Source organism: Streptomyces sp. NBC_01474 (assembly GCF_035918215.1).
GTDB classification, from domain to species: domain Bacteria; phylum Actinomycetota; class Actinomycetes; order Streptomycetales; family Streptomycetaceae; genus Streptomyces; species Streptomyces aureus.
This window is the reverse complement of the sequence record NZ_CP109449.1, coordinates 3,881,438-3,907,431: the sequence shown is the minus strand read 5'-3', so window position 1 is coordinate 3,907,431 and position 25,994 is coordinate 3,881,438. Positions and strand designations below refer to the sequence as shown.

General features: G+C 69.8%; 27 protein-coding genes and 1 pseudogene. 24 read left to right on the top strand and 4 right to left on the bottom strand.

Annotated elements, in window-relative coordinates:
- Positions 1–28 precede the first annotated feature (28 nt).
- The gene (gene yhfZ / locus OG758_RS17925) at positions 29–967 is read right to left on the bottom strand and encodes a GntR family transcriptional regulator YhfZ (protein WP_326710945.1); all 939 of its coding nucleotides are present in this window, start codon (positions 965–967) and stop codon (positions 29–31) included.
- A gap of 93 nt (positions 968–1,060) precedes the next feature.
- Between yhfZ and ftsH the strand changes: the two genes are divergently transcribed.
- On the top strand, positions 1,061–3,088 hold the full coding sequence (gene ftsH, locus OG758_RS17920) for an ATP-dependent zinc metalloprotease FtsH (protein WP_326710944.1): 2,028 nt from the start codon (positions 1,061–1,063) through the stop codon (positions 3,086–3,088).
- A 6-nt stretch (positions 3,089–3,094) separates the two neighbouring features.
- Here the strand turns inward: ftsH and OG758_RS17915 are convergent, their stop codons facing one another.
- Positions 3,095–3,958: an SAM-dependent methyltransferase gene (locus tag OG758_RS17915; protein ID WP_326710943.1), complete on the bottom strand. Its 864-nt coding sequence runs from the start codon at positions 3,956–3,958 to the stop codon at positions 3,095–3,097.
- 233 nt (positions 3,959–4,191) lie between these two features.
- Here OG758_RS17915 and proS point away from each other — a divergent pair, with 233 nt between their 5' ends.
- The 18 genes from proS (at position 4,192) to OG758_RS17825 (ending at position 18,918) form a co-directional block, all read left to right on the top strand.
- Positions 4,192–5,607, top strand: coding sequence for a proline--tRNA ligase (gene proS, locus OG758_RS17910; RefSeq protein ID WP_326710942.1), 1,416 nt, complete (start codon positions 4,192–4,194; stop codon positions 5,605–5,607).
- A 270-nt stretch (positions 5,608–5,877) separates the two neighbouring features.
- Complete coding sequence (locus OG758_RS17905; protein ID WP_266559563.1) at positions 5,878–6,474, top strand: hypothetical protein; 597 nt, start codon at positions 5,878–5,880, stop codon at positions 6,472–6,474.
- Between the two features lie 221 nt (positions 6,475–6,695).
- Positions 6,696–7,133 (top strand): 30S ribosomal protein S16, encoded by a 438-nt coding sequence (gene rpsP, locus OG758_RS17900; RefSeq protein ID WP_116509370.1) that lies wholly within the window; start codon positions 6,696–6,698, stop codon positions 7,131–7,133.
- A gap of 2 nt (positions 7,134–7,135) precedes the next feature.
- The gene (locus OG758_RS17895) at positions 7,136–7,375 is read left to right on the top strand and encodes an RNA-binding protein (RefSeq protein WP_014176063.1); all 240 of its coding nucleotides are present in this window, start codon (positions 7,136–7,138) and stop codon (positions 7,373–7,375) included.
- Positions 7,376–7,476: 101 nt separating this feature from the next.
- Entirely contained in the window at positions 7,477–8,067 is a 591-nt protein-coding gene (gene rimM, locus OG758_RS17890; protein WP_326710941.1) for a ribosome maturation factor RimM, read from the top strand.
- Complete coding sequence (gene trmD, locus OG758_RS17885) at positions 8,067–8,888, top strand: tRNA (guanosine(37)-N1)-methyltransferase TrmD (protein WP_326710940.1); 822 nt, start codon at positions 8,067–8,069, stop codon at positions 8,886–8,888. The genes rimM and trmD overlap by 1 nt, the downstream gene beginning before the upstream one ends.
- Positions 8,889–9,021: 133 nt before the next feature.
- A complete protein-coding gene (gene rplS / locus OG758_RS17880) occupies positions 9,022–9,372 on the top strand; it encodes a 50S ribosomal protein L19 (RefSeq protein WP_054235359.1) in 351 nt (116 codons plus the stop codon).
- A 45-nt stretch (positions 9,373–9,417) separates the two neighbouring features.
- Positions 9,418–10,116 carry a signal peptidase I gene (lepB, locus tag OG758_RS17875; protein WP_326710939.1) on the top strand — a complete coding sequence of 233 codons (699 nt, stop codon included), beginning with the start codon at positions 9,418–9,420 and terminating at the stop codon, positions 10,114–10,116.
- Positions 10,109–11,194 (top strand): signal peptidase I, encoded by a 1,086-nt coding sequence (lepB, locus tag OG758_RS17870; RefSeq protein ID WP_326710938.1) that lies wholly within the window; start codon positions 10,109–10,111, stop codon positions 11,192–11,194. The genes lepB (OG758_RS17875) and lepB (OG758_RS17870) overlap by 8 nt, the downstream gene beginning before the upstream one ends.
- Positions 11,082–12,071 carry a signal peptidase I gene (gene lepB / locus OG758_RS17865; RefSeq protein WP_326710937.1) on the top strand — a complete coding sequence of 330 codons (990 nt, stop codon included), beginning with the start codon at positions 11,082–11,084 and terminating at the stop codon, positions 12,069–12,071. The genes lepB (OG758_RS17870) and lepB (OG758_RS17865) overlap by 113 nt, the downstream gene beginning before the upstream one ends.
- A gap of 59 nt (positions 12,072–12,130) precedes the next feature.
- Positions 12,131–12,886: a signal peptidase I gene (lepB, locus tag OG758_RS17860; RefSeq protein ID WP_326710936.1), complete on the top strand. Its 756-nt coding sequence runs from the start codon at positions 12,131–12,133 to the stop codon at positions 12,884–12,886.
- Entirely contained in the window at positions 12,876–13,397 is a 522-nt protein-coding gene (locus OG758_RS17855; protein ID WP_116509352.1) for an NUDIX hydrolase, read from the top strand. The genes lepB (OG758_RS17860) and OG758_RS17855 overlap by 11 nt, the downstream gene beginning before the upstream one ends.
- 55 nt (positions 13,398–13,452) lie before the next feature.
- Positions 13,453–13,761 (top strand): DUF2469 domain-containing protein, encoded by a 309-nt coding sequence (locus OG758_RS17850; RefSeq protein WP_003965949.1) that lies wholly within the window; start codon positions 13,453–13,455, stop codon positions 13,759–13,761.
- 151 nt (positions 13,762–13,912) lie between these two features.
- On the top strand, positions 13,913–14,296 hold the full coding sequence (locus tag OG758_RS17845; protein WP_266559537.1) for a YraN family protein: 384 nt from the start codon (positions 13,913–13,915) through the stop codon (positions 14,294–14,296).
- Positions 14,296–15,915, top strand: a complete 1,620-nt coding sequence (locus tag OG758_RS17840; protein WP_326710935.1) for a YifB family Mg chelatase-like AAA ATPase — start codon at positions 14,296–14,298, stop codon at positions 15,913–15,915. The genes OG758_RS17845 and OG758_RS17840 overlap by 1 nt, the downstream gene beginning before the upstream one ends.
- Positions 15,912–17,072: a DNA-processing protein DprA gene (gene dprA / locus OG758_RS17835; protein WP_326710934.1), complete on the top strand. Its 1,161-nt coding sequence runs from the start codon at positions 15,912–15,914 to the stop codon at positions 17,070–17,072. Before OG758_RS17840 ends, dprA begins: the two co-directional genes overlap by 4 nt.
- A gap of 347 nt (positions 17,073–17,419) precedes the next feature.
- The gene (whiG, locus tag OG758_RS17830; RefSeq protein WP_326710933.1) at positions 17,420–18,256 is read left to right on the top strand and encodes an RNA polymerase sigma factor WhiG; all 837 of its coding nucleotides are present in this window, start codon (positions 17,420–17,422) and stop codon (positions 18,254–18,256) included.
- A 104-nt stretch (positions 18,257–18,360) separates the two neighbouring features.
- A complete protein-coding gene (locus OG758_RS17825; protein WP_326715951.1) occupies positions 18,361–18,918 on the top strand; it encodes a TetR/AcrR family transcriptional regulator in 558 nt (185 codons plus the stop codon).
- 256 nt (positions 18,919–19,174) lie between these two features.
- Here OG758_RS17825 and OG758_RS17820 read toward each other — a convergent pair.
- Positions 19,175–19,672: pseudogene (locus tag OG758_RS17820) on the bottom strand (M23 family metallopeptidase); the annotation flags it as partial.
- A 284-nt stretch (positions 19,673–19,956) separates the two neighbouring features.
- Here OG758_RS17820 and rpsB point away from each other — a divergent pair.
- The 5 genes from rpsB to OG758_RS17795 all read left to right on the top strand — a co-directional run bounded on the left by rpsB (position 19,957) and on the right by OG758_RS17795 (position 24,784).
- Complete coding sequence (gene rpsB, locus OG758_RS17815; protein ID WP_326710932.1) at positions 19,957–20,883, top strand: 30S ribosomal protein S2; 927 nt, start codon at positions 19,957–19,959, stop codon at positions 20,881–20,883.
- Positions 20,884–20,976: 93 nt separating this feature from the next.
- A complete protein-coding gene (gene tsf, locus OG758_RS17810; protein WP_100595085.1) occupies positions 20,977–21,813 on the top strand; it encodes a translation elongation factor Ts in 837 nt (278 codons plus the stop codon).
- A 210-nt stretch (positions 21,814–22,023) separates the two neighbouring features.
- Positions 22,024–22,797: a UMP kinase gene (gene pyrH, locus OG758_RS17805; protein WP_266674649.1), complete on the top strand. Its 774-nt coding sequence runs from the start codon at positions 22,024–22,026 to the stop codon at positions 22,795–22,797.
- Between the two features lie 126 nt (positions 22,798–22,923).
- Positions 22,924–23,481: a ribosome recycling factor gene (gene frr / locus OG758_RS17800; protein WP_093780078.1), complete on the top strand. Its 558-nt coding sequence runs from the start codon at positions 22,924–22,926 to the stop codon at positions 23,479–23,481.
- A 7-nt stretch (positions 23,482–23,488) separates the two neighbouring features.
- Positions 23,489–24,784 carry a phosphatidate cytidylyltransferase gene (locus tag OG758_RS17795; RefSeq protein ID WP_326710931.1) on the top strand — a complete coding sequence of 432 codons (1,296 nt, stop codon included), beginning with the start codon at positions 23,489–23,491 and terminating at the stop codon, positions 24,782–24,784.
- 436 nt (positions 24,785–25,220) lie between these two features.
- Here the strand turns inward: OG758_RS17795 and OG758_RS17790 are convergent, their stop codons facing one another.
- Positions 25,221–25,826 (bottom strand): hypothetical protein, encoded by a 606-nt coding sequence (locus OG758_RS17790; protein WP_326710930.1) that lies wholly within the window; start codon positions 25,824–25,826, stop codon positions 25,221–25,223.
- Between the last annotated feature and the right edge of the window lie 168 nt (positions 25,827–25,994).

Sequence of the window (25,994 nt, the reverse complement as noted above, 5' to 3'; positions counted from 1 at the left end):
GGGTTCTTCCGGCCCCACCCCCGCCGGCTCAGTACGACGGCACGCGCTCGCCCCGCAACACCTCGGCCTGCAGTGACGTCACGGTCGACAGGTCGACCGCGTCCCGCACCGCGGAGAGTGCCTTCGCGCCCTCGGTCCTGCCGATGATCGCCGCGCTGGAGTTGCGCAGGGACAGATCACGGGTGACCTCGTCGCCCAGCGGCAGCACCTCCCCGCCCATCCCTGTCCGGCCCTGCACCTCGTCGAGGTTCCAGACGGTGGCGTCGGCCAGCTTCTGCGCGAACAGGTCCCGCAGCTGCATGTACGAGGACTCGACCCACTCGATGTCGGTGCGTCCGGCGAACGCGCGCTCGGCGAGCATCCGCTGGTCCTCGGAGGTGGGGTCCACGGCGACCCGCAGGCCGGGCGCGTCGAGCGAGGCGCCCTCGCGCAGCAGCAGCCCGTGGGCACCGACATACGTGGCTGGGCCCAGGTCGGCGACAAGCTCCACCGGATGTTCCTCGATCAGCCGGTCGGCGGCGAAGCGCGACAGCACGACCAGGTCGACCTTGCCTTCGAGCAGGGCCGTGGTCCGGGCGCCCGCGCCACGCATGAACGTGATCGCGAACGGTGTGCCCGCCTCCTCGAAGGCGGTACGCAGACCGGTGGCCAGGCCCTCGTAGCGGCGGGAGTAGGGGAGGGGCATCGCGGCGAGCAGGGTGCCGAGGCCGGAGAGGCGCCACAGTGTGGAGCGCTCGGAGCGCACCAGGAAGGTGCCCAGGTGGCCGCGTGCGGCGGTCTCGATGGCGCCGGACTCCTCCAGGAGCCGCAGGGCGGCCTGAACCGTGCCGTTTCCGCATCCCAGTTCCTCGGCGAAGTCGCGGACCCGGGGCAGTCGTGTGTCGGGCTCGTGGTTGAGCAGCAGGACCGCGAGCTGGCGGGCCGCGAGGCCGTTGCGCGTAAGGAAGCGCTCGTCGAAACCGTTCACAGCCCGGACAGTAACCAGGATTCTGGATACTGGCAAGGGTCCCGGATGTGTGCGGTCATGGGCGGGAGGCGTGACGGCAGGAGGAGAGCAGGCGTGGCCAACCCCGTACCCCCGCGCGACCGGACAGACCAGCCGTGGCGCTCCGAGGGGGCGCCGCCTCCACAGCCCGCCAAAACGCCGCGGAAGAAGATGCCGGGCGGCTGGGGCGGCCTCATCCTCACCGCCCTGATCGTCTACCTCATCGCCAACCTCGTGCTCTCGTTCTTCAACCAGGGCAACGAGCCGACGATCTCGTACACCGAGTTCAGCAAGCAGGTCGCCGACAACAACGTCGACAAGATCTACTCCAAGGGCGACGCGATCCAGGGCCAGCTCAAGAAGGAACAGCCCACGCCGGACGGCAGTGACAGCTCGAGCAAGAACTACACCAAGTTCAAGACCCAGCGGCCGTCCTTCGCGGACGACAACCTCTGGGCGAACCTGGAGAAGCACAACGTCACCGTGACGGCCTCACCGGTCGTCCAGGAGCGCAGCTTCCTCGCCAACCTCCTCATCTCCCTCGCCCCGATGTTCCTGCTCGTCGTGCTGTGGATCTTCATCGCGCGGCGGATGCGGCAGGGCATGGGCGGCGGCATGGGGGGAGGCATGCTCGGGCGCAAGCAGCCGCCCAAGCCGGTCGAGCTGGAGCCCGGCATGCAGCGCACCACGTTCGCGGACGTCGCCGGCATCGACGAGGTGCAGGGCGAGCTCAGTGACGTCGTCGACTTCCTCAAGAACCCCGACGCCTATCGCGAGATGGGCGCGAAGATGCCTCGCGGCGTCCTCCTGTCGGGCCCGCCGGGAACCGGCAAGACGCTCCTGGCCAGGGCCGTCGCGGGCGAGGCCGGGGTCCCGTTCTTCTCCGCGTCCGCCTCCGAGTTCATCGAGATGATCGTCGGAGTCGGCGCCTCGCGCGTACGCGAACTCTTCGCCGAGGCCCGCAAGGTGGCGCCCTCGATCATCTTCATCGACGAGATCGACACCATCGGCCGGGCCCGCGGCGGCGGCTCCGCCATGGGCGGCCACGACGAGCGCGAACAGACCCTCAACCAGATCCTCACCGAGATGGACGGCTTCTCGGGCTCCGAGGGCGTCATCGTCATCGCGGCCACCAACCGCGCGGACGTCCTCGACCCGGCCCTCACCCGTCCCGGCCGCTTCGACCGCGTCGTGACCGTCAGCCCGCCCGACCGCGGCGGCCGCGAGGCCATCCTCAGGATCCACACCCGGCAGATCCCGCTCGCCCCGGACGTGGACCTGCTGCAGGTCGCCCGCACGACCCCGGGCATGACCGGCGCCGACCTCGCCAACCTCACCAACGAGGCCGCCCTCCTCGCCGTCAAACGCCAGCAGAAGGAAGTCACCCAGACCGACCTCTCCCAGGCACTGGAAAAGGTCCAACTGGGCGCCGAACGGCCCCTCGTCATGCCGGACGAGGAACGCCGCCGCACCGCCTACCACGAGAGCGGCCACGCCCTGCTCGGCATGCTCCAGCCCGGCGCCGACCCCGTCCGCAAGATCACCATCGTGCCGCGCGGCCGCGCACTCGGCGTCACCCTCTCCACGCCCGACATCGACAGATACGCCTACACGGAGGAGTACCTGCGCGGCCGCATCATCGGCGCGCTCGGCGGCATGGCGGCCGAACAGGTCGTATACGGGGTCGTTACCACCGGCGCCGAGAACGACCTCGAGCAGGTCACCAACATCGCGCGCGGCATGGTCGCCCGCTGGGGCATGAGTGACCGGATCGGCCGCCTCTCCGCCCTGCCGAGCGACGCCCAGCAGGCGTACGGGCTCTCCGCCGCACCGCACACCCTCGACACCATCGACCACGAGATGCGCCGCATCGTCGACGAGTGCTACGAGGAGGCCTGCGCCAAACTCCGCGACCACCGCGGCCAGTTGGACGCCCTGGCCGCGGCACTCCTCGCGAACGAGACCCTGGACGAGGCGGAGGCCTACCGCGTCGCCGGCGTCATCCGCCTCACCAAGGACGAGGAGACGCAGGGGACTCAGGGAACTGAGGGGACTGAGGGGACTCAGGACACCGACGGCCAGGGGGCGGCGACGGACCACTAGCGACCGTCACGGGGTGCGCGCGATCACGTAGCGGAACACGTTCGGCATCCACACCGTCCCGTCCTGCCGCTGATGCGGATGCAGCGCCTCCGTCATCTCCTTCTCGACCTGGGACCGGTCCGTCGCGCCGATCGCCGCGTCGAACAGCCCCGTCGACAGCAGCCCGCGCACGGCGCTGTCCACGTCCGCGTAGCCGAACGGACAGGCGACCCGGCCGGAGCCGTCCGGCCTGAGCCCGGCCCGATGTGTGACCTCCTCCAGGTCATCGCGGAGCGCGGGCCGCCAACTGCCCGCGCTGCGCAGCGGATCGGCGAGCTTCGTCGCGACCCGCAGGACCGACGACGTCGCGCACCGCTCCGGCGGACCCCAGCCGGCCAGCACCACGGGAGTACCCCGCTCGGCGAACGGCGACGCCGACTCCAGGAGCGCGCCGAGTCCCTCGGAGTCACCCGCCATGCAGCCGACCGGCTGGAACGCGGTGATCAGGTTGTACGGCGGATCGTCCGGTTCCGCCGCGTCCCCGGGGCCCCCTTCGGTCAGTCGCGTGTCGCCACGCGCGCGTGTGCGCCACGTCTCGCCCTGGAGACGCTCTCTGGCCAGTGCGAGCCGCTCGGGCGCGGCCGCCTCGACGCCCGTGACCGCCGCGCCCCGCGACGCCGCCATCAAAAGGGCGAGCCCCGAGCCGCAGCCGAGGCCGAGAAGCCGGGTGCCGGCCGCTTCGCCGACCTCCAGCCGTTCGTAGACCGCTTCGTAGAGCGGGACCAGCATCCGTTCCTGTATCTCCGCCCAGTCACGCGCGCGTGCGCACAGGTCCACCCGGGGCGCGCGCCCCGGGTGGGGGAGGTGCCGCTGCACGAGCGTAGGTGTCATCGAAAGCGCCCCAATCCGCCGAGAGTTACTGGTGTGGCGTGTTCCTGCGGTTCGTCCGCCCCCGTACATGTGCGCTCGCAGTTCCCCCGTATGCCAGAGAACTCCGCATCCGTCGTCCCGTCTAGGGGGTGTTCCCAAGGGCCTTCGCGCGCTGCGCGCCGGCCTGCGCCGCACGGCCGGACGGGGGTAAAAAGATTGCCGACCGGGCGTAATCGCGCCGTAGCATGCGCGCCATGGCCAAGACACCCGTTCTCACGCCTCAGGCAGAGGACTTCCCGCGCTGGTACCAGGACATCGTCAGCAAGGCCGAACTGGCCGACAACGGTCCAGTGCGCGGCACGATGGTCATCCGACCGTACGGCTACGGCCTGTGGGAGCGGATGCAGCAGGACATGGACACCCGCATCAAGGAGACGGGCACCCAGAACGCGTACTTCCCGCTCCTGATCCCGCAGTCGTACCTCCACAAGGAGGCCGAGCACGTCGAGGGGTTCGCGCCCGAACTCGCCGTGGTCACGCACGGCGGCGGCAAGGAGCTGGAGGAGCCCGCCGTCGTCCGCCCCACCTCCGAGATGATCATCAACGAGTACTTCGCCAAATGGGTGCAGAGCTACCGCGACCTGCCCCTCCTCATCAACCAGTGGGCGAACGTCGTCCGCTGGGAGCTGCGCCCCCGACTCTTCCTGCGCACCACGGAGTTCCTGTGGCAGGAGGGCCACACCGCGCACGCCACGTACGAGGAGGCGCGCGACTTCGCGGCCCGCATCCACCGGCACGTGTACGCGGACTTCATGCAGGACGTCCTCGCGATGGACCTCGTGCTCGGCCGCAAGACCGCCAAGGAGCGCTTCGCCGGCGCCATCAACACCCTCACGCTCGAAGGGATGATGGGCGACGGCAAGGCCCTCCAGCTGGGCACCAGTCACGAACTCGGCCAGAACTTCGCCAGGGCCTTCCACACCCAGTACCTGTCCAAGGAGGGCAAGCAGGAACTGGTCTGGCAGACCTCCTGGGGATCGACCACCCGCATGATCGGCGCGCTCGTGATGATGCACGGCGACGACAACGGCCTGAGGATCCCGCCCCGGCTCGCCCCCACGCAGGTCGTGGTGCTGGCCATCAAGGGGGACGACGCCGTTCTGGCCAAGGTCCACGAGATCGGCGGCGCCCTCGAGGCGGCCGGGATCCGCGTGCATGTCGACGACCGCACGGACACCCCGTTCGGCCGCCGCGCCGTCGACTGGGAACTCAAGGGAGTGCCCGTACGTGTCGAGATCGGCCCGCGCGACCTGGAGAACGGCACGGCGATGCTGGCCAGGCGCATCCCGGGCGGCAAGGAGCCGGTGGCCGTCGAGGCGCTCGCCACGCTGTTGCCCACCGTCCTGGAGGAGGACCAGGCGCTGCTCCTGAAGCAGGCCCGCGAGCGCCGCGAGTCCCGTACGGCCGATGTGACGACGGTCGACGAGGCCGTCGAGGCCGCCGCTTCGGGCGGCTGGGCCCGCATCCCGTGGGCCACGCTCGGCGAGGCGGGCGAGGCCGCGCTGGCCGAGCATTCCGTCTCCGTACGGTGTCTGGTCACCGAGGACGGGGCGGTGCCGGACGCGGATGACGCGGCGGGTAACGTCGCCGTCGTGGCACGCGCGTACTGAGCCACCGCACCTGCGAAGCGAGCGGCGCGAGAGAGGCCGAAAGGCCCCTTGCGCATCAGAGGGACACAGTCGCCCCGGCGTGCGGACATCGTCTACGCGCCGGGGCGTACGTATACCTACGCACCACCTTGGTGTGAGCTGTGAGGCTTCTCCGCAGATCAGCGCACCCGCCCTCGTCCGGACGCATGAGCGGCAACTGACTGGTACGTGCAAATTATTTGGGATGCCCCGGAATAGGAACACAGAGGCATCCCGGCTCGTTGTCACGACGTGAGCACGACACCACCTGTTCTCGCCGCAGAGCTGGCACAGGCGTGGGCCGACATTCAGCGGCACCACCCCGAGCTGCCAGATCTAGCCGCGCCCGAATCCCTGATCGGGGAGTCGTCGTCCGCCTGCGGACACGAACTCTCCTTCGAGCGACTCCTCCATGAGGCAGTCCATGGCATCGCCGCCGCCCGAGGAGTCCGCGACACCTCCCGCGCCGGCCGGTACCACAACCGCAGATTCCTCGCCATCGCCGAAGAGCTGGGCCTCGACCATCCCGAGGAACCGCACCCCAGCAGCGGCTTCTCGCTGGTGACGCTCAACCCCGAGGCGAAGCAGCGTTACCGGCCGACGATCGAGCGGCTCAAGAGCGCCCTCAAGGCGCACACCGTGGCCACGGCCGCGGACACCAAGCGCAGCTTCCGCGGCCCGGCCGCGCGGCACGGCTCCTCCGGGGGCGGCGTCCGCGTCAAGGCGGTCTGCGACTGCGGGCGCAATGTGCGCGTGGTGCCCTCGGTCCTCGCCCAGGCCCCGATCGTCTGCGGCGGCTGCGGCAAGCCGTTCCGCATCCCGGAGGCCGTCGGCGCGGGCGTCGGGTGATCTCCGGCCGGTCTTCGGTGAGGGTGCGCGACCTGCTGCGGGGAGTTCGGACCAGGTTCGGCCGCCCCGCCGGCGTATGGCACAATGGCTAGCTGTACTCGACAGCCGCATAGGAACCCTCTCGCCTCCGGCTGACGCGTCCATCGGGCACTCCGAGTACCGCAACCCCACGTGGCATCCCGTTGTGCCCAACCACGTCAAGACCAGGAGACACCACTCCAGTGGCAGTCAAGATCAAGCTGAAGCGTCTGGGCAAGATCCGTTCGCCTCACTACCGCATCGTCGTCGCCGACTCCCGTACCCGCCGTGACGGCCGGGCCATCGAGGAGATCGGCCTGTACCACCCGGTGCAGAACCCCTCGCGCATCGAGGTCAACTCGGAGCGTGCCCAGTACTGGCTGTCCGTCGGCGCCCAGCCGACCGAGCCGGTCATGGCCATCCTGAAGCTCACCGGTGACTGGCAGAAGCACAAGGGCCTGCCGGCCCCCGCGCCGCTGCTCGTCGCGGAGCCCAAGGACAAGCGCGCCGCGTTCGAGGCCTTCACCAAGGGTCTCGAGGGCGACGACGCCAAGGGCGAGGCCATCACCCCGAAGGCCAAGAAGGCTGACAAGAAGGCGGACGAGGCCCCGGCCGAGTCCACCGAGTCCACCGAGGCCTGAGCATGCTCGAGGAGGCTCTTGAGCACCTCGTGAAGGGCATCGTCGACAACCCCGACGATGTGCAGGTCGCCTCGCGCAACCTGCGCCGTGGGCGCGTGCTCGAGGTCCGGGTTCACCCCGACGACCTCGGCAAGGTGATCGGTCGCAACGGCCGCACCGCGCGTGCCCTGCGTACCGTCGTGGGCGCCATCGGCGGCCGCGGTGTCCGCGTCGACCTCGTCGACGTGGACCAGGTTCGCTGAGCCGGACCAACGGTTCGGCGACAGATGAAGCACCGGCTCGGGCCGGGGAGGGCCTCAGGGCCGTCCCCGGCCCGTGGCCGTATGACAGGAGAGTTGTTCACGTGCAGCTGGTAGTCGCGCGCATCGGCCGCGCCCACGGCATCAAGGGCGAGGTCACCGTCGAGGTACGCACCGACGAGCCCGAGCTGCGGCTCGGCCCCGGTGCCGTGCTCGCCACCGACCCCGCCTCCACGGGGCCGCTGACGATCGAGACCGGCCGCGTGCACAGCGGCCGCCTCCTGCTCCGCTTCGAGGGCGTACGCGACCGTACGGCCGCCGAGGCGCTGCGCAACACGCTCCTCATCGCCGAGGTCGACCCGGAGGAACTGCCGGAGGACGAGGACGAGTACTACGACCACCAGCTGATGGACCTGGACGTGGTCACCACGGACGGTGTCGAGGTCGGCCGGATCACCGAGATCTCGCACCTGCCCTCGCAGGACCTGTTCATCGTGGAGCGCCCCGACGGCAGCGAGGTGTTGATCCCCTTCGTCGAGGAGATCGTCACCGAGATCGACCTCGAGGAGCAGCGGGCGATCATCGACCCGCCGCCCGGACTCATCGACGACCGCGCCGAGATCGCCTCCAGCCGCGACGCGGGCGACGACTCCGGCGACGACTCGGGCAAGGGCTCCGAGGCGGGCGGCGTCTGATGCGGCTCGACGTCGTCACGATCTTTCCCGAGTACCTCGACCCACTGAACGTCTCCCTCGTCGGCAAGGCCCGCGCGCGCGGGCAGCTCGACGTACGGGTGCACGACCTCAGGGAGTGGACGTACGACCGGCACAACACGGTCGACGACACCCCGTACGGCGGCGGCCCCGGCATGGTCATGAAGACCGGCCCCTGGGGCGACGCCCTCGACGACGTGCTCGCCGACGGCTACGAGACCGGGTCCCACGGCCCCGCCCTCGTCGTCCCCACGCCCAGCGGCCGCCCCTTCACCCAAGAACTCGCCGTCGAGCTCTCCGAGCGCCCCTGGCTGGTCTTCACGCCCGCGCGCTACGAAGGCATCGACCGCCGCGTCATCGACGAGTACGCGACCCGGATGCCGGTCTACGAGGTCTCCATCGGCGACTACGTGCTGGCCGGCGGAGAGGCCGCCGTACTTGTCGTCACGGAGGCCGTCGCGCGACTGCTGCCCGGGGTCCTCGGGAACGCCGAGTCCCACCGGGACGACTCGTTCGCGCCCGGCGCCATGGCCAACCTCCTCGAAGGGCCCGTCTACACCAAGCCCCCCGAGTGGCGCGGCCAGGGCATCCCCGACGTGCTGCTCAGTGGCCACCACGGCAAGATCGCGCGCTGGCGCAGGGACGAGGCGCTGCGGCGCACCACCCGCAACAGGCCCGATCTCGTGGAGCGTTGCGACCCCTCGGTCTTCGACAAGAAGGACCGCGAGATGCTCTCCATCCTGGGCTGGCGGCCGGGCCCCGACGGCCGATTTGGGCGAGACCCCGAAGCCGTGGAACAATAGGCCGCTGCTGTACGTCCAGCGTGCGCCCCTGCCACAGGGGGAACGACGCCCGCCCGACGCGATCAGCTACCGAATCCTCATTTCGAACATTCCCGCCGATGACCTGTGGCATCGGTGAAGAAAGCAGACGATCATGTCTCACCTGCTCGACTCCGTCGACAGCGCGTCGCTGCGCAGCGACATCCCGGCCTTCCGCCCGGGTGACACCGTCAACGTCCACGTCCGCGTCATCGAGGGCAACCGCTCCCGTGTGCAGCAGTTCAAGGGCGTAGTCATCCGCCGCCAGGGCGCCGGTGTCCGCGAGACCTTCACGGTCCGCAAGGTCTCCTTCTCCGTCGGCGTCGAGCGCACCTTCCCGGTGCACACCCCGATCGTCGAGAAGATCGAGCTCGTCACCCGCGGTGACGTGCGTCGCGCGAAGCTTTACTACCTGCGCGACCTGCGCGGCAAGGCCGCGAAGATCAAGGAGAAGCGCGACAACTGAGCTCGCGCACGGGGTCACAGCCGGGCCGGATAACATCTGGGCTCGATGGACACCGAAGCACAGACAACGGAACGCGATCGCGCCTCCCAACCCTCCGTACACGAGGGCGGGGAGGAGCGGTCGCGTTTCGCGTTTGTGTCGTGGGCCGCGTCCTGGCTTCCCGGCGGCCGCCTGACCCTGTCGGCGCTGCTCGGCCTCGTTCTGCTGCTCCTGCTGAGCATCTTCGTGATGCAGCCCTTCCAGATCCCCAGCGGTTCCATGGAGCCCGCATTGAGGGTCGGGGACCGCGTTCTCGTAAACAAGTTGGCGTACCGTTTCGGTGCTGAGCCGCAGCGGGGCGACGTCGTGGTCTTCGACGGGACCGGGTACTTCGGTGACGCCGACTACATCAAGCGGGTCGTGGGCGTGGGGGGAGACCATGTGGTCTGCTGCGACAGCAAGGGGAGGATCGGGGTGAACGGCGAACCGGTGGACGAGAGCATGTTCCTGTACCCCGGCAACACCCCCTCCGAGGCCCCCTTCGACCTCGTCGTGCCCGACGGCACTCTCTTCCTGCTCGGTGACCACCGGGGCGACTCCCGGGACTCACGCGACTACCTGGGCTCGCCCGGCGGCGGCATGGTCCCCGTGGACGAAGTGATCGGCAAGGCCCAGTGGATCGCCTGGCCGACGGGTCACTGGGGCTCCCTGTCCCGTAACGACGTCTACGCGCGCGTGCCCGCACCCGGCGGTGCCCATGGGTAACCGCGGACGCTCCCACTCGCGCAGGGGCGGCGGCGACACCCGCCTGCCCACCGGGACGCGCCGCGCCGGCAGCCAGCCGCTGCCGGGCCGTGCCGAGCGGCGCAGGCTGGCGCGCAAGGTGAAGCGACGCCGGCAGCGCTCCGCGCTCAAGGAGATCCCGCTCCTCATAGGTGTGGCGCTGCTGATTGCACTTGTCCTGAAGACGTTCCTCGTCCAGGCCTTCGTGATCCCGTCCGGCTCCATGGAGCAGACGATCAGGATCGGCGACCGGGTCCTCGTCGACAAGTTCACGCCGTGGTTCGGCGCGAAGCCGCACCGCGGCGACGTCGTCGTCTTCAAGGACCCCGGTAAGTGGCTGGAACAGGAACAGGGCACGAAGAAGGACGCCCCTGTCGGAGTCAAGCAGGTGAAGGAAGGTCTCACCTGGATCGGCCTGTTGCCCTCGGACGACGAGCGCGACCTCATCAAGAGGGTCGTCGCGGTCGGCGGTGACACCGTCAAGTGCTGCGACAAACAGGGCCGCGTCACGGTCAACGGAACGCCCCTGAACGAGCCGTACATCCACCCGGGTGACGTGCCGTCAAAGTTCGAGTTCGAGGTCAAGGTGCCCAAGGGGCGGCTGTTCGTGATGGGCGACCACCGCTCCAACTCGGCCGACTCCCGCTTCCACCGCACCGAGGCCTTCAGCGGCACCGTCTCGGAGAAGTCGGTCGTCGGCCGGGCCCGCGTCATCGCCTGGCCGGTCGGTCACTGGAGCACGCTCCCGGAGCCGGGCACCTATGCGACCGTGGCCGCCGCGCAGAACAGGTCGGCCGCAGCCAGGCAACCGTCGCATAGGGTGGCCTCCGAGGATCTGAACGGATTGATCCCTCTCCCGAGCCCTGCGGAACTCCCGCTCGTTATGGGAGTGGTGGGCCTGCATCGCGTATGGGACGACAGGCGGCGGCACGGAGTGAGGAGTGGATGTGGGGGACTTGGCGGTCGGCGCACGGTCAGGGCACGGGCCCGACGAGCAGCCCGGGCGATCCGACGACGGAGCGGCAGCGGCCGCGACGGGCGCCGTGAACCTCGAGAGTGACGGCGCGGACGGCAACGGACACGGTGGTGGCCACGGCGACGGTCCAGGAGAAGGCGCCGCCGGCGACAGCAGGTCGGGCGGCCAGGCGAAGAAGCCCCGCTCCTTCTGGAAGGAGCTTCCGCTCCTCATCGTCATCGCGCTGGTTCTGGCGCTGGTCATCAAGACGTTCCTGGTGCAGGCGTTCTCGATTCCGTCGGCGTCGATGGAGAACACCCTGCAGATCGGCGACCGCGTGCTCGTCGACAAACTGACGCCGTGGTTCGGCTCCGAGCCCGGGCGCGGCGAGGTCATCGTCTTCCACGACCCGGACGGCTGGCTGAAGGACGAGCCGACGGCCGAGCCGAATCCGGTGCAGCGGTTCCTCGGCTGGATCGGCCTCATGCCGTCCACGAACGAGAAGGACCTCATCAAGCGCGTCATCGGCGTCGGCGGCGACACCATCGAGTGCAACGGTACGGGACCGCTCATGGTCAACGGCAAGGCGCTCGACGAGCCGTACGTCTACCCGGGGAACACCCCGTGCAGCGACGACAATGTGGGCGGCAAGTTCAAGGTCACCGTACCCATTGGCAAAGTTTGGGTCATGGGTGACCACCGCCAGGACTCCATGGACTCCCGGTACCACCAGCAGGACAGCAACCAGGGCTTCGTCCCCGTGGACAACGTCGTGGGCCGCGCGATCGTGGTCGCCTGGCCGCCCACCCGCTGGACGACCCTGCCTGTGCCGGACACCTTCGACCAGCCGGGCCTGAGCGCCGCGATGGGAGCGGCCCCCGGCGCGCTCGGGCTCGCGGGCGCCGCGCCGCTCGTGCTGTGGCGCAGGCGTCGGCTTACCCAGGGGAACACCAGGGTTTCTGAGGTGAAGACCGCCGGGTAGGGTGCCGTCCCAGATCGCCGATCTTCCGCGGCGAATCTCCGAGGCGGGGAGCAACTGGGATGAGCAGGACACGTCGTACGGACGAGGGCCAGGGTCGGCTCGGCAGCACGCTGTCGGGCTTGGCCGTGGCCCTCGGCTGTGTGCTGTTCCTGGGCGGGTTCGTGTGGGGCGCGATCGTGTACCAGCCGTACACCGTGCCCACCGAGTCGATGACGCCGACGATCGGCGCCGGCGACCGGGTCCTCGCGCAGCGCATCGACGGCAGTGAGGTCAAGCGCGGCGACGTCGTCGTCTTCACGGAGTCGGCGTGGGGCGACATGCCCATGGTCAAGCGCGTCGTCGGCATCGGCGGCGACAAGATCGCCTGCTGCGAGGCAGGCAAGCTGACCGTCAACGGCAAGGAGATTGCCGAACCGTATCTCCCCAAGGGGCAGGGCCCCTCGGCCACGGGCATCCCGACCACCACGGTCCCCGAGGGCCGTCTCTTCCTGCTCGGTGACGAGCGCAGCGGCTCCCTCGACTCCAGCGTCCACATCGGCGACTCCAGCCACGGAACGGTGCCGCGCAGCGCCGTGGCCGCCCGGGTCGACGCCGTGGCCTGGCCGATGGACGGCATGCTCGCGCGACCCACCGGCTTCGAGGCGCTGCCGGGCGGGCTCTCCCAGCCGGGCCCCCTGGGGCTGGTCCTGGCCGCCGTGGTCGCGGGCGCCGTCCTGGTGCTCGGCGGGGCCGCGTACGGGCCGATCGCCAAGCGCGCGAGCAAGGGCCGCGGCCGGTCGCGTGCGTCGGCGGGGGAACGGGCCCTTGCGGGCTGAGCCGCCCGGCGCCGGCCGGGAGTTGCGGAAGGTGGCACGGGTCGTACTGCTCGACCCCGATGACCGCATTCTGCTGCTGCACGGGCACGAGCCGGGGGACACCGCCGACGACTGGTGGTTCACCCCGGGCGGCGGCCTGGAGGGCGACGAGACCCGCGAACAGGCCGCACTGCGCGAGCTCGCGGAGGAGACGGGCATCACCGACGTCGAGCTCGGCCCGGTCCTGTGGCGGCGCACCTGCTCCTTTCCGTTCGACGGGCGGCGCTGGGACCAGGACGAGTGGTACTTCCTGGCCCGTACGACGGCTGCTGTGGCCGGGGCGGAGATCGCAGGGGCGGGCCTGACCGAGCTGGAACGGCGCAGCGTCGCCGGAGCACGTTGGTGGACGTGCCGGGAACTGACCGAGGCACATGAGACGGTGTATCCGACCAGGCTCGCCGGGCTGCTGGAACGGCTGCTCGACGAGGGTCCCCCGAGTCGTCCCCAAGTCCTCGACACGGAAATCGTCTAGAGGCGTACGGGGCTGACGCACAATAGGGGGACGCACGGCTGAAGGGGAACATGCCATGAGCGCCGAGGACCTCGAGAAGTACGAGACCGAGATGGAGCTGAAGCTCTACCGGGAGTACCGCGACGTCGTCGGTCTGTTCAAATATGTGATCGAGACCGAACGGCGCTTCTATCTCACCAACGACTACGAGATGCAGGTGCACTCGGTCCAGGGTGAGGTTTTCTTCGAGGTGTCCATGGCGGATGCCTGGGTGTGGGACATGTACAGGCCTGCACGGTTCGTGAAGCAGGTCCGGGTGCTCACGTTCAAGGACGTGAACATCGAGGAGCTGAACAAGAGCGATCTGGAGCTGCCGGGCGGGTGATCCGGAGCTGTTCGGCGGGTGATCCGGAGCCCTTGAGCGGGTCGAGCTCGCTGGTTCGGGTGGCTGGGTTGTCCACAACCCGTGAGTAGTTCACCAAGATCCACTTCTTCGGCGCCCATGCCTCAGCGTGGGCGTCGGAGGTGGTGCCGACATGAACGCGTCCAAGGCACGCAGCGCACTCGGAAAGTACGGCGAGGAGCTGGCCGCACGGCGGCTGGCCGAGTCCGGAATGACGGTCATCGAGCGCAACTGGCGCGCGGGCAGAACCGGTGAGATCGACATCGTCGCCCGGGAGGGCGACGCCCTCGTCGTCTGCGAGGTGAAGACCCGCAGGGCGGGCGGCCCGGCCGGGTCCTTCGAGCACCCGATGGCCGCGGTCACACCCGTCAAGGCCCAGCGGCTGCGCGACCTCGCGGAGCGCTGGGTGCAGGAACACGGGGGAGCGCCACCCGGCGGCGTACGCATCGATGTGGTCGGGGTCCTTCTGCCGGAGCGCGGCGCCCCCGTCGTCGAGCATGCGCGGGGGGTGGCCTGATGGGGTTCGCGCGCACCTGCTCCGTGGCCCTCGTCGGTGTCGAGGGCGTGGTCGTCGAGGTTCAGGCCGACCTGGAGCCCGGGGTCGCCGCTTTCACGCTGGTCGGACTGCCCGACAAGAGCCTGTCGGAGAGCCGCGACCGGGTCAGGGCAGCGGTCGTCAACTCCGGCGGGGAGTGGCCGCAGAAGAAACTCACGGTGGGGCTCAGCCCGGCGTCCGTACCCAAGAGCGGCAGCGGATTCGACCTGGCCATCGCCAGCGCGGTGCTGGGCGCGGCCGAGCGGATCGATCCGCGGGTCCTCTCCGAGATCGTGATGATCGGCGAGCTGGGGCTCGACGGCCGGGTCCGGCCCGTTCGTGGGGTGCTTCCGGCCGTCCTGGCGGCGGCCGACGCGGGCTACGAGCAGGTCGTGGTCCCCGAGTGCTCGGCCGGCGAGGCCGCGCTCGTCCCGGGTGTCTCGGTCCTCGGTGTACGGAGCCTGCTTCAGCTCATCGCGGTCCTCACGGACGAGCCGGTGCCGGACGAGCCGCCCGACGAGACCGGACGCCCCGACCCGATGCTCGCCGGCCTGAGCATCCCGGGCCAGGGCCTCGGTGTGGGCCTCGCCGGGATGCCGCACGACGCCCACATCCTCGATCTGGCCGATGTCGTCGGCCAGCGCGCCGCACGCACGGCGATCGAGGTCGCGGCCGCCGGTGTCCATCACGTCCTCCTCCAGGGACCGCCGGGTGCCGGCAAGACCATGCTCGCCGAGCGGCTGCCGCTGGTCATGCCGCCGCTCACCCGCGAGGAAGCCCTCGAAGTGACGGCCATTCACTCGGTGGCGGGCATGCTCCCGCCGGGCAAACCGATGGTCGACGCCGCGCCGTACTGCGCGCCCCACCACTCGGCGACGATGCAGTCGCTCGTCGGCGGCGGACAGGGGATGCCGCGGCCGGGCGCTGTGTCGTTGTCCCACAGAGGAGTGCTCTTTCTGGACGAGGCGCCGGAGTTCAGCGGCCAGGCACTCGACGCACTGCGCCAGCCGCTGGAGTCGGGCCACGTGGTCATCGCCCGCAGTGCCGGGGTGGTGCGGCTGCCCGCCCGCTTTCTGATGGCGCTGGCCGCCAACCCGTGCCCGTGCGGCAACCACGCGCTCGTGGGCGGCGGTTGCGAGTGCCCTCCGGCGGCGGTCCGCCGCTATCAGGCGCGCCTCTCCGGGCCCCTGCTCGACCGCGTCGACCTCAGGGTGGACGTGGAGCCCGTCACGCGTGCCGAGCTGACCGGGAGCGGCGCACAGGGCGAGACCACCGCCGTAGTCCGCGAGCGCGTGCGGGCCGCCAGGGAGCGGGCCGCGGCGCGGCTCGCAGAGACGCCGTGGCGGACGAACAGCGAGGTGCCCGGGCACGCCCTGCGCACCCGATGGCCCGCGGCGCCGGGGGCCATGGACGAGGTCGAGAACGACCTGGAGCGCGGCTTCCTGACCGCCCGGGGCGTCGACCGTGTACTGCGGGTGGCCTGGACCGTCGCCGACCTGTGCGGCCACGACCGGCCACGCGCGCAGGACGTGGGGCTCGCCCTTCAGCTGCGCACCGGGATCTCGCGCGGTGTGGCCGTGGCCATCGGGGGGTCGGGATGAGCGGGGCGGAGGTCTCCGACGGAATCCGGCTGGCCAGGGCCGCCCTCACCCGGATCGTCGAGCCCGGAGACGAGAGGGCGGGGCAGTGGCTCAGGGAGTTCGGTGCGGTGGAGGTCGTGCGGCGCATCGTCGAGGACGGGGAGCCGCTGCCCGGGGTGAGCGAAGGCCGCTGGGCGGGGCTGCGGGCCAGGGCCGCCGACGTGCTGCCCGAGCGGGACCTGGAGCGGGCGGCGGGCGTGGGGGCGCGGATCGTGTGTCCCGGGGACGCCGAGTGGCCGGCCCAGCTGGACGATCTCGGCGACGCGCGGCCCGTCGCCCTATGGGTGCGGGGGCGGCCCTCTCTGCGGATATGGGCGTTGCGGTCCGTCGGGGTCGTGGGGGCGCGGGCCTGCACGGACTACGGGGCGCGGGTGGCGGCGAGCCTCGGCGCGGGACTCGCGGAGCGCGGCAGCGTCGTCGTGTCGGGCGGGGCGTACGGAGTGGACGCTGCCGCGCATCGAGGGACCCTGGGCGCGAGCGGTGCCACCGTGGCGGTCCTTGCCTGCGGGGTCGACCGGGCCTATCCGCGCGGTCACGTCCAGTTGATCGAGCGGATCGCGGAACAGGGGCTCGTCATCGCGGAGTTGCCACCCGGTGATCATCCGACGCGGAGCAGATTCATTCTCCGTAACCGCCTGATCGCCGCGCTCACCCGGGGGACCGTCGTCGTGGAGGCCGCGTACCGCAGCGGTGCTCTCGGTACGGCGCGCTGGGCGCAGCGTCTCGGCCGTCACACGATGGGGGTTCCTGGGCCGGTCACGAGCACCCGTTCGGCGGGGGTGCACGAACTGCTGCGCGGGGAAGCCGTGCTCGTCACCGGCGCGGCGGAAATCATGGAGCTGGTCGGAGACATGGGGGAACTCGCGCCGGCGCGGCGCGGTCCCGTACTGCCGCATGATCTGCTCGCGCCGGACGCCGCGGCGGTCCTGGCGGCGCTGCCCGCCGGCGGAGCTGTCGGGGCAGGGGAAATCGCCCGGGCCGCGGGCACCGGAGTCGACGACGCAATCGCGAGATTGTACGAACTGCGCTCACTGGGGTTCGTCGAACGACACAGCGATGGCTGGCAGTTGACACGCCAGGCGATCCAGCCTGTCTTGCCGGAAGAAGATGATCGGTGACGGAGGGTGTTGCGCCGTCCGGATGACGGCCGAACCCCTTGGCATTACGGGGTGTTGGCGTTTGGCCCCGGTCACTTACAGCGACGGATGTGATCCCGCAAGTCACCCAACGGAACGTATCTGCGCACGTGCGATCCCATAGTCTTCGCACACTGCGACACTCCAGTCACGCTACGCTCACCAGGATTCCGGCTCCTTCGGTTCAATCCGGAATCAGCCCGGCAACGAAGAGCAACCACGATCAGATGGGCAACCGAGCATCAGACAGTTAACTTGGGATCTTTACCATCAGTCCGGCGCCAGGCGCACAAATCACCAGTTCACGGCAGAACGGCACAAGGCGACGAATGCCCCAGCACACCTCCGGGTCTGACCGGGCTGCGGTTCCCCCCGCTGCCCGTGGCAGCGTGCGGCCTCCTGCTCCCTCTTCGCTCGAGGAGCTGTGGAGGTCATACAAGGCGACGGGTGACGGGCGATTGCGCGAGCAGCTCATCCTGCACTACTCGCCGCTGGTCAAGTACGTCGCGGGACGCGTCAGCGTCGGGCTGCCGCCCAATGTCGAACAGGCCGACTTCGTGTCCTCGGGCGTCTTCGGACTGATCGACGCGATCGAGAAGTTCGACATCGAGCGCGAGATCAAGTTCGAGACGTACGCGATCACCCGGATCCGCGGCGCCATGATCGACGAGCTCCGGGCGCTCGACTGGATTCCGCGCTCCGTACGGCAGAAGGCACGCAACGTCGAGCGGGCGTACGCCACGCTCGAGGCGCAGCTGCGGCGCACTCCGTCGGAGAGCGAGGTCGCCGCCGAGCTCGGCATCAAGGTCGAGGAACTGCACGCGGTCTTCAGCCAGTTGTCCCTCGCGAACGTGGTGGCCCTCGAAGAGCTGCTGCACGCCGGCGGCGAGAGCGGCGACCGGCTCAGCCTGATGGACACGCTCGAGGACCAGTCTGCCGACGACCCTGTCGAGGTCGCCGAGGGCCGCGAGCTGCGGCGGTATCTGGCGCGCGCGATCAACACGCTGCCGGAGCGCGAGAAGACCGTGGTGACGCTCTACTACTACGAGGGCCTGACCCTCGCGGAGATCGGCAATGTGCTCGGGGTGACCGAGAGCCGCGTCAGCCAGATCCACACCAAGTCCGTCCTCCAGCTCCGAGCGAAGCTGGCCGGCTTCCGGCGCTGACGATGCGGAATCGTCCCTGCCGGGCCGTGCGTAGGGCGGGACGACTCCCGCGGCGCGCGTCCCGTCCGTAAAGTGGTGGCGTGCCAAGGATTCGAGCGGCCTCAGTGGCCGAGCACCGGTCGATGCAGCGCGGCGCCCTTCTGGACGCGGCGCGCTCCCTGCTGTCCGAGGGCGGGACGGAGGCGCTGACCTTCCCCGCGCTCGCCGAGCGCACCGGGCTCGCCCGGTCCTCCGTGTACGAGTACTTCCGGTCGCGGGCCGCCGTCGTCGAAGAGCTCTGCGAGGTCGACTTCCCCGTCTGGGCGGCGGAGGTCTCCACGGCGATGGAGCGCGCGGGTACGCCCGAGGGCAAGGTCGAGGCGTATGTGCGGGAGCAGCTCTCGCTGGTGGGCGACCGCCGGCACCGCGCCGTCGTGGCCATCTCGGCGAGCGAACTCGACTCAGGGGCGCGCGAGAAGATCCGCGCCGCGCACGGCGGGCTGGTCGCGATGATCGTCGAGGCCCTCGCCGAAATGGGCCACACGGAACCGCGCCTCGCGGCGATGCTCCTTCAGGGGGTCGTGGATGCGGCGGTCCGCCGGATCGAACTGGGCGCGGCGGAAGATCCCTCGGCGATCACCGAGGCGGCCGTGAACATGGCCCTGCGGGGCGTCAGCGGCTGATCCGGGGCGCGAGCCCTGGAGGGGGTAGCGGTACCGGCGACGGCGGAACCGGCCTCGGTACGGCGCCCAGCGCCGTACCGGTGCCAACGCCCGACCGGACCGGCAGCAGCGGGTCCAGTAGCGGTGGGTCAGCCCTCGGCGGGACCGGCAGCGGTGAGTCGGCCCTCGGCGGGACCAGGAGCGGTGAGTCGGCCCCCGGCGGGACCGGCAGCGGTGGGGGAACGGGCGGGACCAGCCCCGGTGCCGCAGCAGCAGGGGGTACCGGCAGCAGTCGCGACGGACCTCGTCGCAGCAGCCGCGGGGGCATTAGTGACAGCGGGTCCAGATAGGTGTCGCCCCGCAGCAAACCCCAGTGCAGGCATGACGTAGGGCCGCAGTGGTTCGTCGGGGGTTCCAGTGCGCCCAGCACCTCGCCCGGCGCTACCAGGGCGCCCTTCTTCACCGATGGCGTCACCGGTTCGTACGTGGTTCGCAGAGGCGCGTCGCCCGTTCCGGACAGTTCCACCGCCACCACCCCTCTGCCCGCCACGCGCCCCGCGAAGGACACCCGGCCGCGCGCCACCGCTCTGACCGGGGAGCCGATGGGCGCGGCCAGGTCCACGCCGCGGTGGCCCGCCCCGTACTCCGTCGCCGGCGGGGCCCAGCCCCGCACGATCGGGGGCCGCGTCCCCACCGGCCAGGCGGCTCCCACGGCGGGTACCGGCGGGGGTGGCACGAGGCCCGCCAGGGCCGCGGACATCGTCAGCATCAGCATCAGTCGCATGCGCTGAACGGTCCCGTCCCGACGCGATCCGCGGGGATCATGGACCGGAACTGTGGACTGCCGGCCGGTTGTGGACAGCGCCGTCACCCGGCACCCCCCGGGTCCCGTACACTTCTGATGGCGATCCGGGTCACCGGATCGACTTCGCACGCCCCAACACCAGTTCATTCGTGACGGTGTCCGCGCTCCTCGGTCCCTCGTGGCACAGCGCGCGGGGCGTCAGGCGCGACAGCAATCCTGCGGTCGCGGCAACCGAGAACCCAAGGAGTACGGCCATGGCCGTCGTCACGATGCGGGAGCTGCTGGAAAGCGGCGTCCACTTCGGTCACCAGACCCGTCGCTGGAACCCGAAGATGAAGCGCTTCATCTTCACCGAGCGCAACGGCATCTACATCATCGACCTGCTCCAGTCGCTGTCGTACATCGACCGCGCCTACGAGTTCGTCAAGGAGACCGTCGCCCACGGCGGCACGGTCATGTTCGTCGGCACGAAGAAGCAGGCGCAGGAGGCGATCGCCGAGCAGGCGACCCGCGTCGGCATGCCCTACGTCAACCAGCGCTGGCTGGGCGGCATGCTCACCAACTTCTCGACCGTCTACAAGCGTCTGCAGCGCCTCAAGGAGCTTGAGCAGATCGACTTCGAGGATGTGGCCGCGTCCGGCCTCACCAAGAAGGAGCTGCTCGTCCTCTCCCGCGAGAAGGCCAAGCTGGAGAAGACCCTCGGCGGTATCCGCGAGATGTCCAAGGTGCCCAGCGCCGTCTGGATCGTGGACACCAAGAAGGAGCACATCGCGGTCGGTGAGGCCCGGAAGCTCAACATCCCGGTCGTCGCCATCCTCGACACCAACTGCGACCCCGACGAGGTCGACTACAAGATCCCGGGCAACGACGACGCGATCCGCTCCGTCACCCTGCTCACCCGCGTGATCGCCGACGCCGTCGCCGAGGGTCTCATCGCCCGCTCCGGTGCCGCCACTGGCGACCAGAAGCCGGGCGAGAAGGCCGCGGGCGAGCCGCTCGCCGAGTGGGAGCGCGACCTGCTCGAGGGTGAGAAGAAGGCCGACGAGCAGCCGGCCGCCGACGCTGAGGTCCAGACCTCCGCCGAGACGGAGAAGGTCGCCGACGCCGAGGCCGAGGTCGTCACCGAGGTTGCCACCGAGGCTGTCGCCGAGGCTCCGGCCGCGGACGCCGAGCAGGCCTGAACCTCACCGGTTCGGTAGTTGACGGCGGGGGCCGAGTCGGCCCCCGCCGTTCACCCGTAGATCTTTCAGACTTCGAGAGAGAATTTCAGGATCATGGCGAACTACACCGCCGCTGACGTCAAGAAGCTCCGCGAGCTCACGGGCGCCGGCATGATGGACTGCAAGAAGGCGCTCGACGAGGCCGACGGCAGCGTCGACAAGGCCGTCGAGGCCCTGCGCATCAAGGGCCAGAAGGGCGTCGCCAAGCGCGAGGGCCGCTCCGCCGAGAACGGCGCCGTGGTCTCCCTCATCGCCGACGACAACACCTCCGGTGTCATCCTCGAGCTGAAGTGCGAAACGGACTTCGTCGCCAAGGGTGAGAAGTTCCAGGCCGTCGCGAACTCCCTCGCCGCCCACGCCGCCAAGACGAACCCGGCCGACATCGCGGCGCTCCTCGCGTCCGAGATCGAGCCCGGCAAGACCGTCCAGGCGTACGTCGACGAGGCCAACGCCAACCTCGGCGAGAAGATCGTCCTGGACCGCTTCGCCCAGTTCTCCGGCGCGTACGTCACCGCGTACATGCACCGCACCATGCCCGACCTGCCCCCGCAGATCGGTGTTCTGGTCGAGCTGGACAAGGCCGACGCCGACCTCGCCAAGGGCATCGCGCAGCACATCGCCGCCTTCGCGCCGAAGTACCTCTCCCGTGAGGATGTTCCGGCCGAGGTCGTCGAGTCCGAGCGTCGCGTCGCCGAGGAGACCACGCGCGCCGAGGGCAAGCCCGAGGCCGCGCTCCCGAAGATCGTCGAGGGTCGCGTCAACGGCTTCTTCAAGGAGGCCACCCTCCTCGGTCAGCCGTACGCGCTGGACAACAAGAAGTCCGTGCAGAAGGTCCTGGACGAGGCCGGTGTCACCCTGAAGCGCTTCTCGCGCATCAAGGTCGGCATCTGAGTCCGTACCGCGACAGCCGGAAGACACCGCTAGGGTCGACGAGATCCCAGTAGGGTCGACAGCAGTCTCCCGCGTACGCCGCCACGCGCGCGTGCGCGTCGGGCGACCGCAGATGTGACGAGGAGGCCATTGCCGAGTATGGGATGCGAACAACACCCCACCGGCAATGGCCTTCTTTGTATGTGTGCCAAGTAAAGAGGCGAGATCACCATGACCACCACCACCAAGGCCGACAAGGGCGACAAGAGCGACGACGGTAAAGGCGCGGGGCGCTTTTTGCTGAAGCTGTCCGGCGAGGCGTTCGCCGGTGGCGGGGGTCTGGGCGTCGACCCCGACGTGGTGCACAAGATCGCCCGTGAGATCGCGGCCGTAGTGCGCGACGGCGCGCAGATCGCCGTCGTCATCGGCGGCGGCAACTTCTTCCGTGGCGCCGAGCTCCAGCAGCGCGGCATGGACCGGGCCCGCTCCGACTACATGGGCATGCTCGGCACCGTCATGAACTGCCTCGCGCTCCAGGACTTCCTGGAGAAGGAGGGCATCGACAGCCGCGTGCAGACCGCGATCACCATGGGCCAGGTCGCCGAGCCGTACATCCCGCTGCGCGCCGTGCGCCACCTGGAGAAGGGCCGCGTCGTCATCTTCGGCGCCGGTATGGGCATGCCGTACTTCTCCACCGACACGACCGCCGCCCAGCGCGCTCTGGAGATCGACGCCGAGGCGCTGCTCATGGGCAAGAACGGTGTGGACGGGGTCTACGACTCCGACCCGAAGACCAACCCCGAGGCCGTGAAGTTCGACGCGCTCAGCTACGGCGAGGTCATCACCCGCGACCTCAAGGTCGCCGACATGACCGCGATCACCCTGTGCCGCGACAACAAGCTGCCCATCCTCGTCTTCGAACTGCTCGCCGAGGGCAATATCGCGCGAGCGGTCAAGGGTGAGAAGATCGGCACGCTCGTGGGCGACCACGGAACGCGGGCCTGACACGACCCCCCCCGCCAGGGGATGGACAATGTCCTGCCGGTCGGACACCGTGCAGGAAAGACACACGACGCAGCCGGCCGCCCTGGGCGCATGCCGGGCCTCACTCAAGACACGCAGGAGCAAGTGGTGATCGAAGAGACCCTCCTCGAGGCCGAGGAGAAGATGGAGAAGGCCGTCGTGGTCGCCAAGGAGGACTTCGCCGCGATCCGCACCGGCCGTGCGCACCCGGCGATGTTCAACAAGATCGTGGCGGACTACTACGGCGCGCTGACCCCGATCAACCAGCTGGCCTCGTTCTCCGTGCCCGAGCCGCGGATGGCCGTGGTGACCCCGTTCGACAAGAGCGCGCTGCGCAACATCGAGCAGGCGATCCGCGACTCCGACCTCGGCGTCAACCCGAGCAACGACGGCAACATCATCCGTGTGACGTTCCCGGAGCTGACCCAGGACCGCCGCAAGGAGTACATCAAGGTCGCCAAGACCAAGGCCGAGGACTCCAAGATCTCGATCCGCTCCATCCGCCGCAAGGCCAAGGAGACGATCGACAAGCTCGTCAAGGACGGCGAGGTCGGCGAGGACGAGGGCCGCCGCGCCGAGAAGGAGCTCGACGACACCACGGCGAAGTACGTCGCCCAGGTGGACGAGCTGCTCAAGCACAAGGAAGCCGAGCTGCTCGAGGTCTGAGGAATCCGTGAACGACTCTTCCTGGGGAGCGCCGACCGGAGCCGGGTACTGGGGGCCGCCCGACCAGGGGCCCTCCCAGGGGGCTTCCCCGGCGGGTCCCGCGTACGAACAGCATGCGGTTGAGGAGACTCGGCCCATGCCTGTCGTGCCCGAAATGCCCGACGTACCCGCCGGTGGTCGTGACCAGGACGACGATCGGGGGGCTGCTCGGCCGAGCGGTCCCCTGTTCCGCGACGAGTCGCCGGGCGGGACGCAGCACGAGCACCCTCAGAGGCCCCGGCACGAGCAGCCTCAGGGGACCCAGCACGAGCAGCCGCGCGGGAACTCTCCGTACGAGCAGCCGCGCGGGGCACAGCACGAACCGCAGCATCCGACACAGCATCAGACGCATCGCCAGACGCCGTATGTGACGCCGCACGAGGCGCAGCACGAGAGCCGGCAGGAGCCCATGCCAAGCGCCGCACAGCCCGCCCCCGCACCGCCGAAGAAGAGCGCGGGCCGTGACCTCGGGGCAGCCATAGGAGTCGGGGTGGGGCTCGGCGCGGTGATCGTCGCCTCGCTCTTCATCGTCAAGGCCGTGTTCATCGGCGTGATAGCAGTGGCCGTCGTCGTCGGCCTCTGGGAGCTCACCTCGCGGCTCGAGGAGCGCAAGGGCATCAAGGCGCCCCTCGTGCCGCTCGCGATCGGCGGCGCGGCGATGGTCGTCGCCGGATACGTCCGCGGCACCGAGGGCGCCTGGGTGGCGATGGCGCTCACCGCGCTCGCGGTCCTGGTCTGGCGCATGACGGAGCCCCCCGAGGGCTACCTCAGGGACGTCACGGCCGGTGTCTTCGCCGCGTTCTACGTGCCGTTCCTCGCGACCTTCGTGGCGCTGATGCTCACCGCGGACGACGGGCCGCAGCGCGTCCTGACGTTCCTGCTGCTCACGGTCGTCAGTGACACCGGCGCGTACGCGATCGGCTGGCGCTTCGGCAAGCACAAGCTCGCCCCGCGCATCAGTCCCGGCAAGACCCGCGAGGGCCTGGTCGGCGCGGTGACGTTCGCGATGGCCGCCGGCGCGCTGTGCATGCAGTTCCTGATCGACGACGGTGTCTGGTGGCAGGGTCTGCTGCTCGGGCTCGCGGTCGCGGCCAGCGCCACGCTCGGCGACCTCGGCGAGTCGATGATCAAGCGCGACCTCGGGATCAAGGACATGGGCACGCTGCTCCCCGGGCACGGCGGGATCATGGACCGCCTCGACTCGCTGCTCCCGACGGCGCCGGTGGTCTGGCTGCTCCTGGTGATCTTCGTCGGGGCCGGCTGACCGGCCCGGACATCCCGGCCGGCCCACGCGGATTCAGGTGACGGGCCCGTTGTCCACAGGGCGGCGGGCCCGTTGTCGTAGTCTGCGACACCAGAAGGGTTGTCTCTAAGCCCGGAGAGCCGGCGGCGATCCGGTGAAACAGGCTCTCTATCTGCGCGTTTGGTGTGTGGAGGGCCTGTTGCGTGTCACTGGGCCGTGTGGGCCGTCAAGCTCGCGCGGGGAGTGGGCGGGAACAGCCGGTCGACCGCGTTCCTCGTGCGCTCCTGACCCGACGGCATGAGGTGCGAGTGCATACACCCGCAGAGTCAGCGCCGGGTCGTGTGCCCCAGGTACTGACCGACGGCCTTGATGCTCTCGCCGGCGTCCAGCAGAGCGGACGCCAGTGGGACGAGGCCGCCATCGCCGGCCCGATTCCGACGGGCCGGCGATGGTGGTGTCACCACTCGCCGTGGTCGTGGATCACCCGGAAACTGCCCACGACTCCGTTGTCGACGAAGACGCCTCCCTGGCCGCCCTCTTGGCCGGTCCGGGGCACGACACCATAAGTAGCGCCGTAGGGGCCGACCGTGGCCACCGGCGCACCGTTGTCGCAGTTGAAACCGCGGTAGACCTCGACGGTCGCGTCGCTGTCGTTGTAGATGCTGAAACTGGTTGAGCCCAGCCCACTGGCAGCGGGGATGCAGCCCTCCATGCGGCCGGAGAAGGTCCGTTCGTTGAATTGGATTCTTCCCTCCCCCTTGCCGCCGTGGCCACGGTCACGGTCCTCGTGGCCACGGCCCTCGTTCCCTCTGCGGTCAGTGCCGTCAGTGCGGTCAGTGCGGTCAGTGCCGTCGGTACCGCGGGGAGCCGTCGCGGGGGCGGCCTGCTTGACGGGCGGGGCGGCCCGTTTGGCCGACGGTGCGGCATGTTCGGCCGACGGCGCGGCTTGTTTGGCCCGCGGGACGGCCTGGGCCGATTCGGATTGCGCGGCATAGGTGATGCCGGTGGCAAGGACCGCTGCGCCTGCCACGGCGGCGGACACGGCGAAGATTCGCGTGGGCATGTCACTCCTTCCTGTCGCAGAGATGCCAGCTGGACAGCCGACCTGCAACGAACGTAATAATCGGCTCATCGCCTGTCATTTCAGGGCATCTCAAGGTGTGACATCAGGCTGCTGAGCGAGTGGAATACCTGCACTTAGTGCATATCTCGGAGTTTTTTGACATAGCGC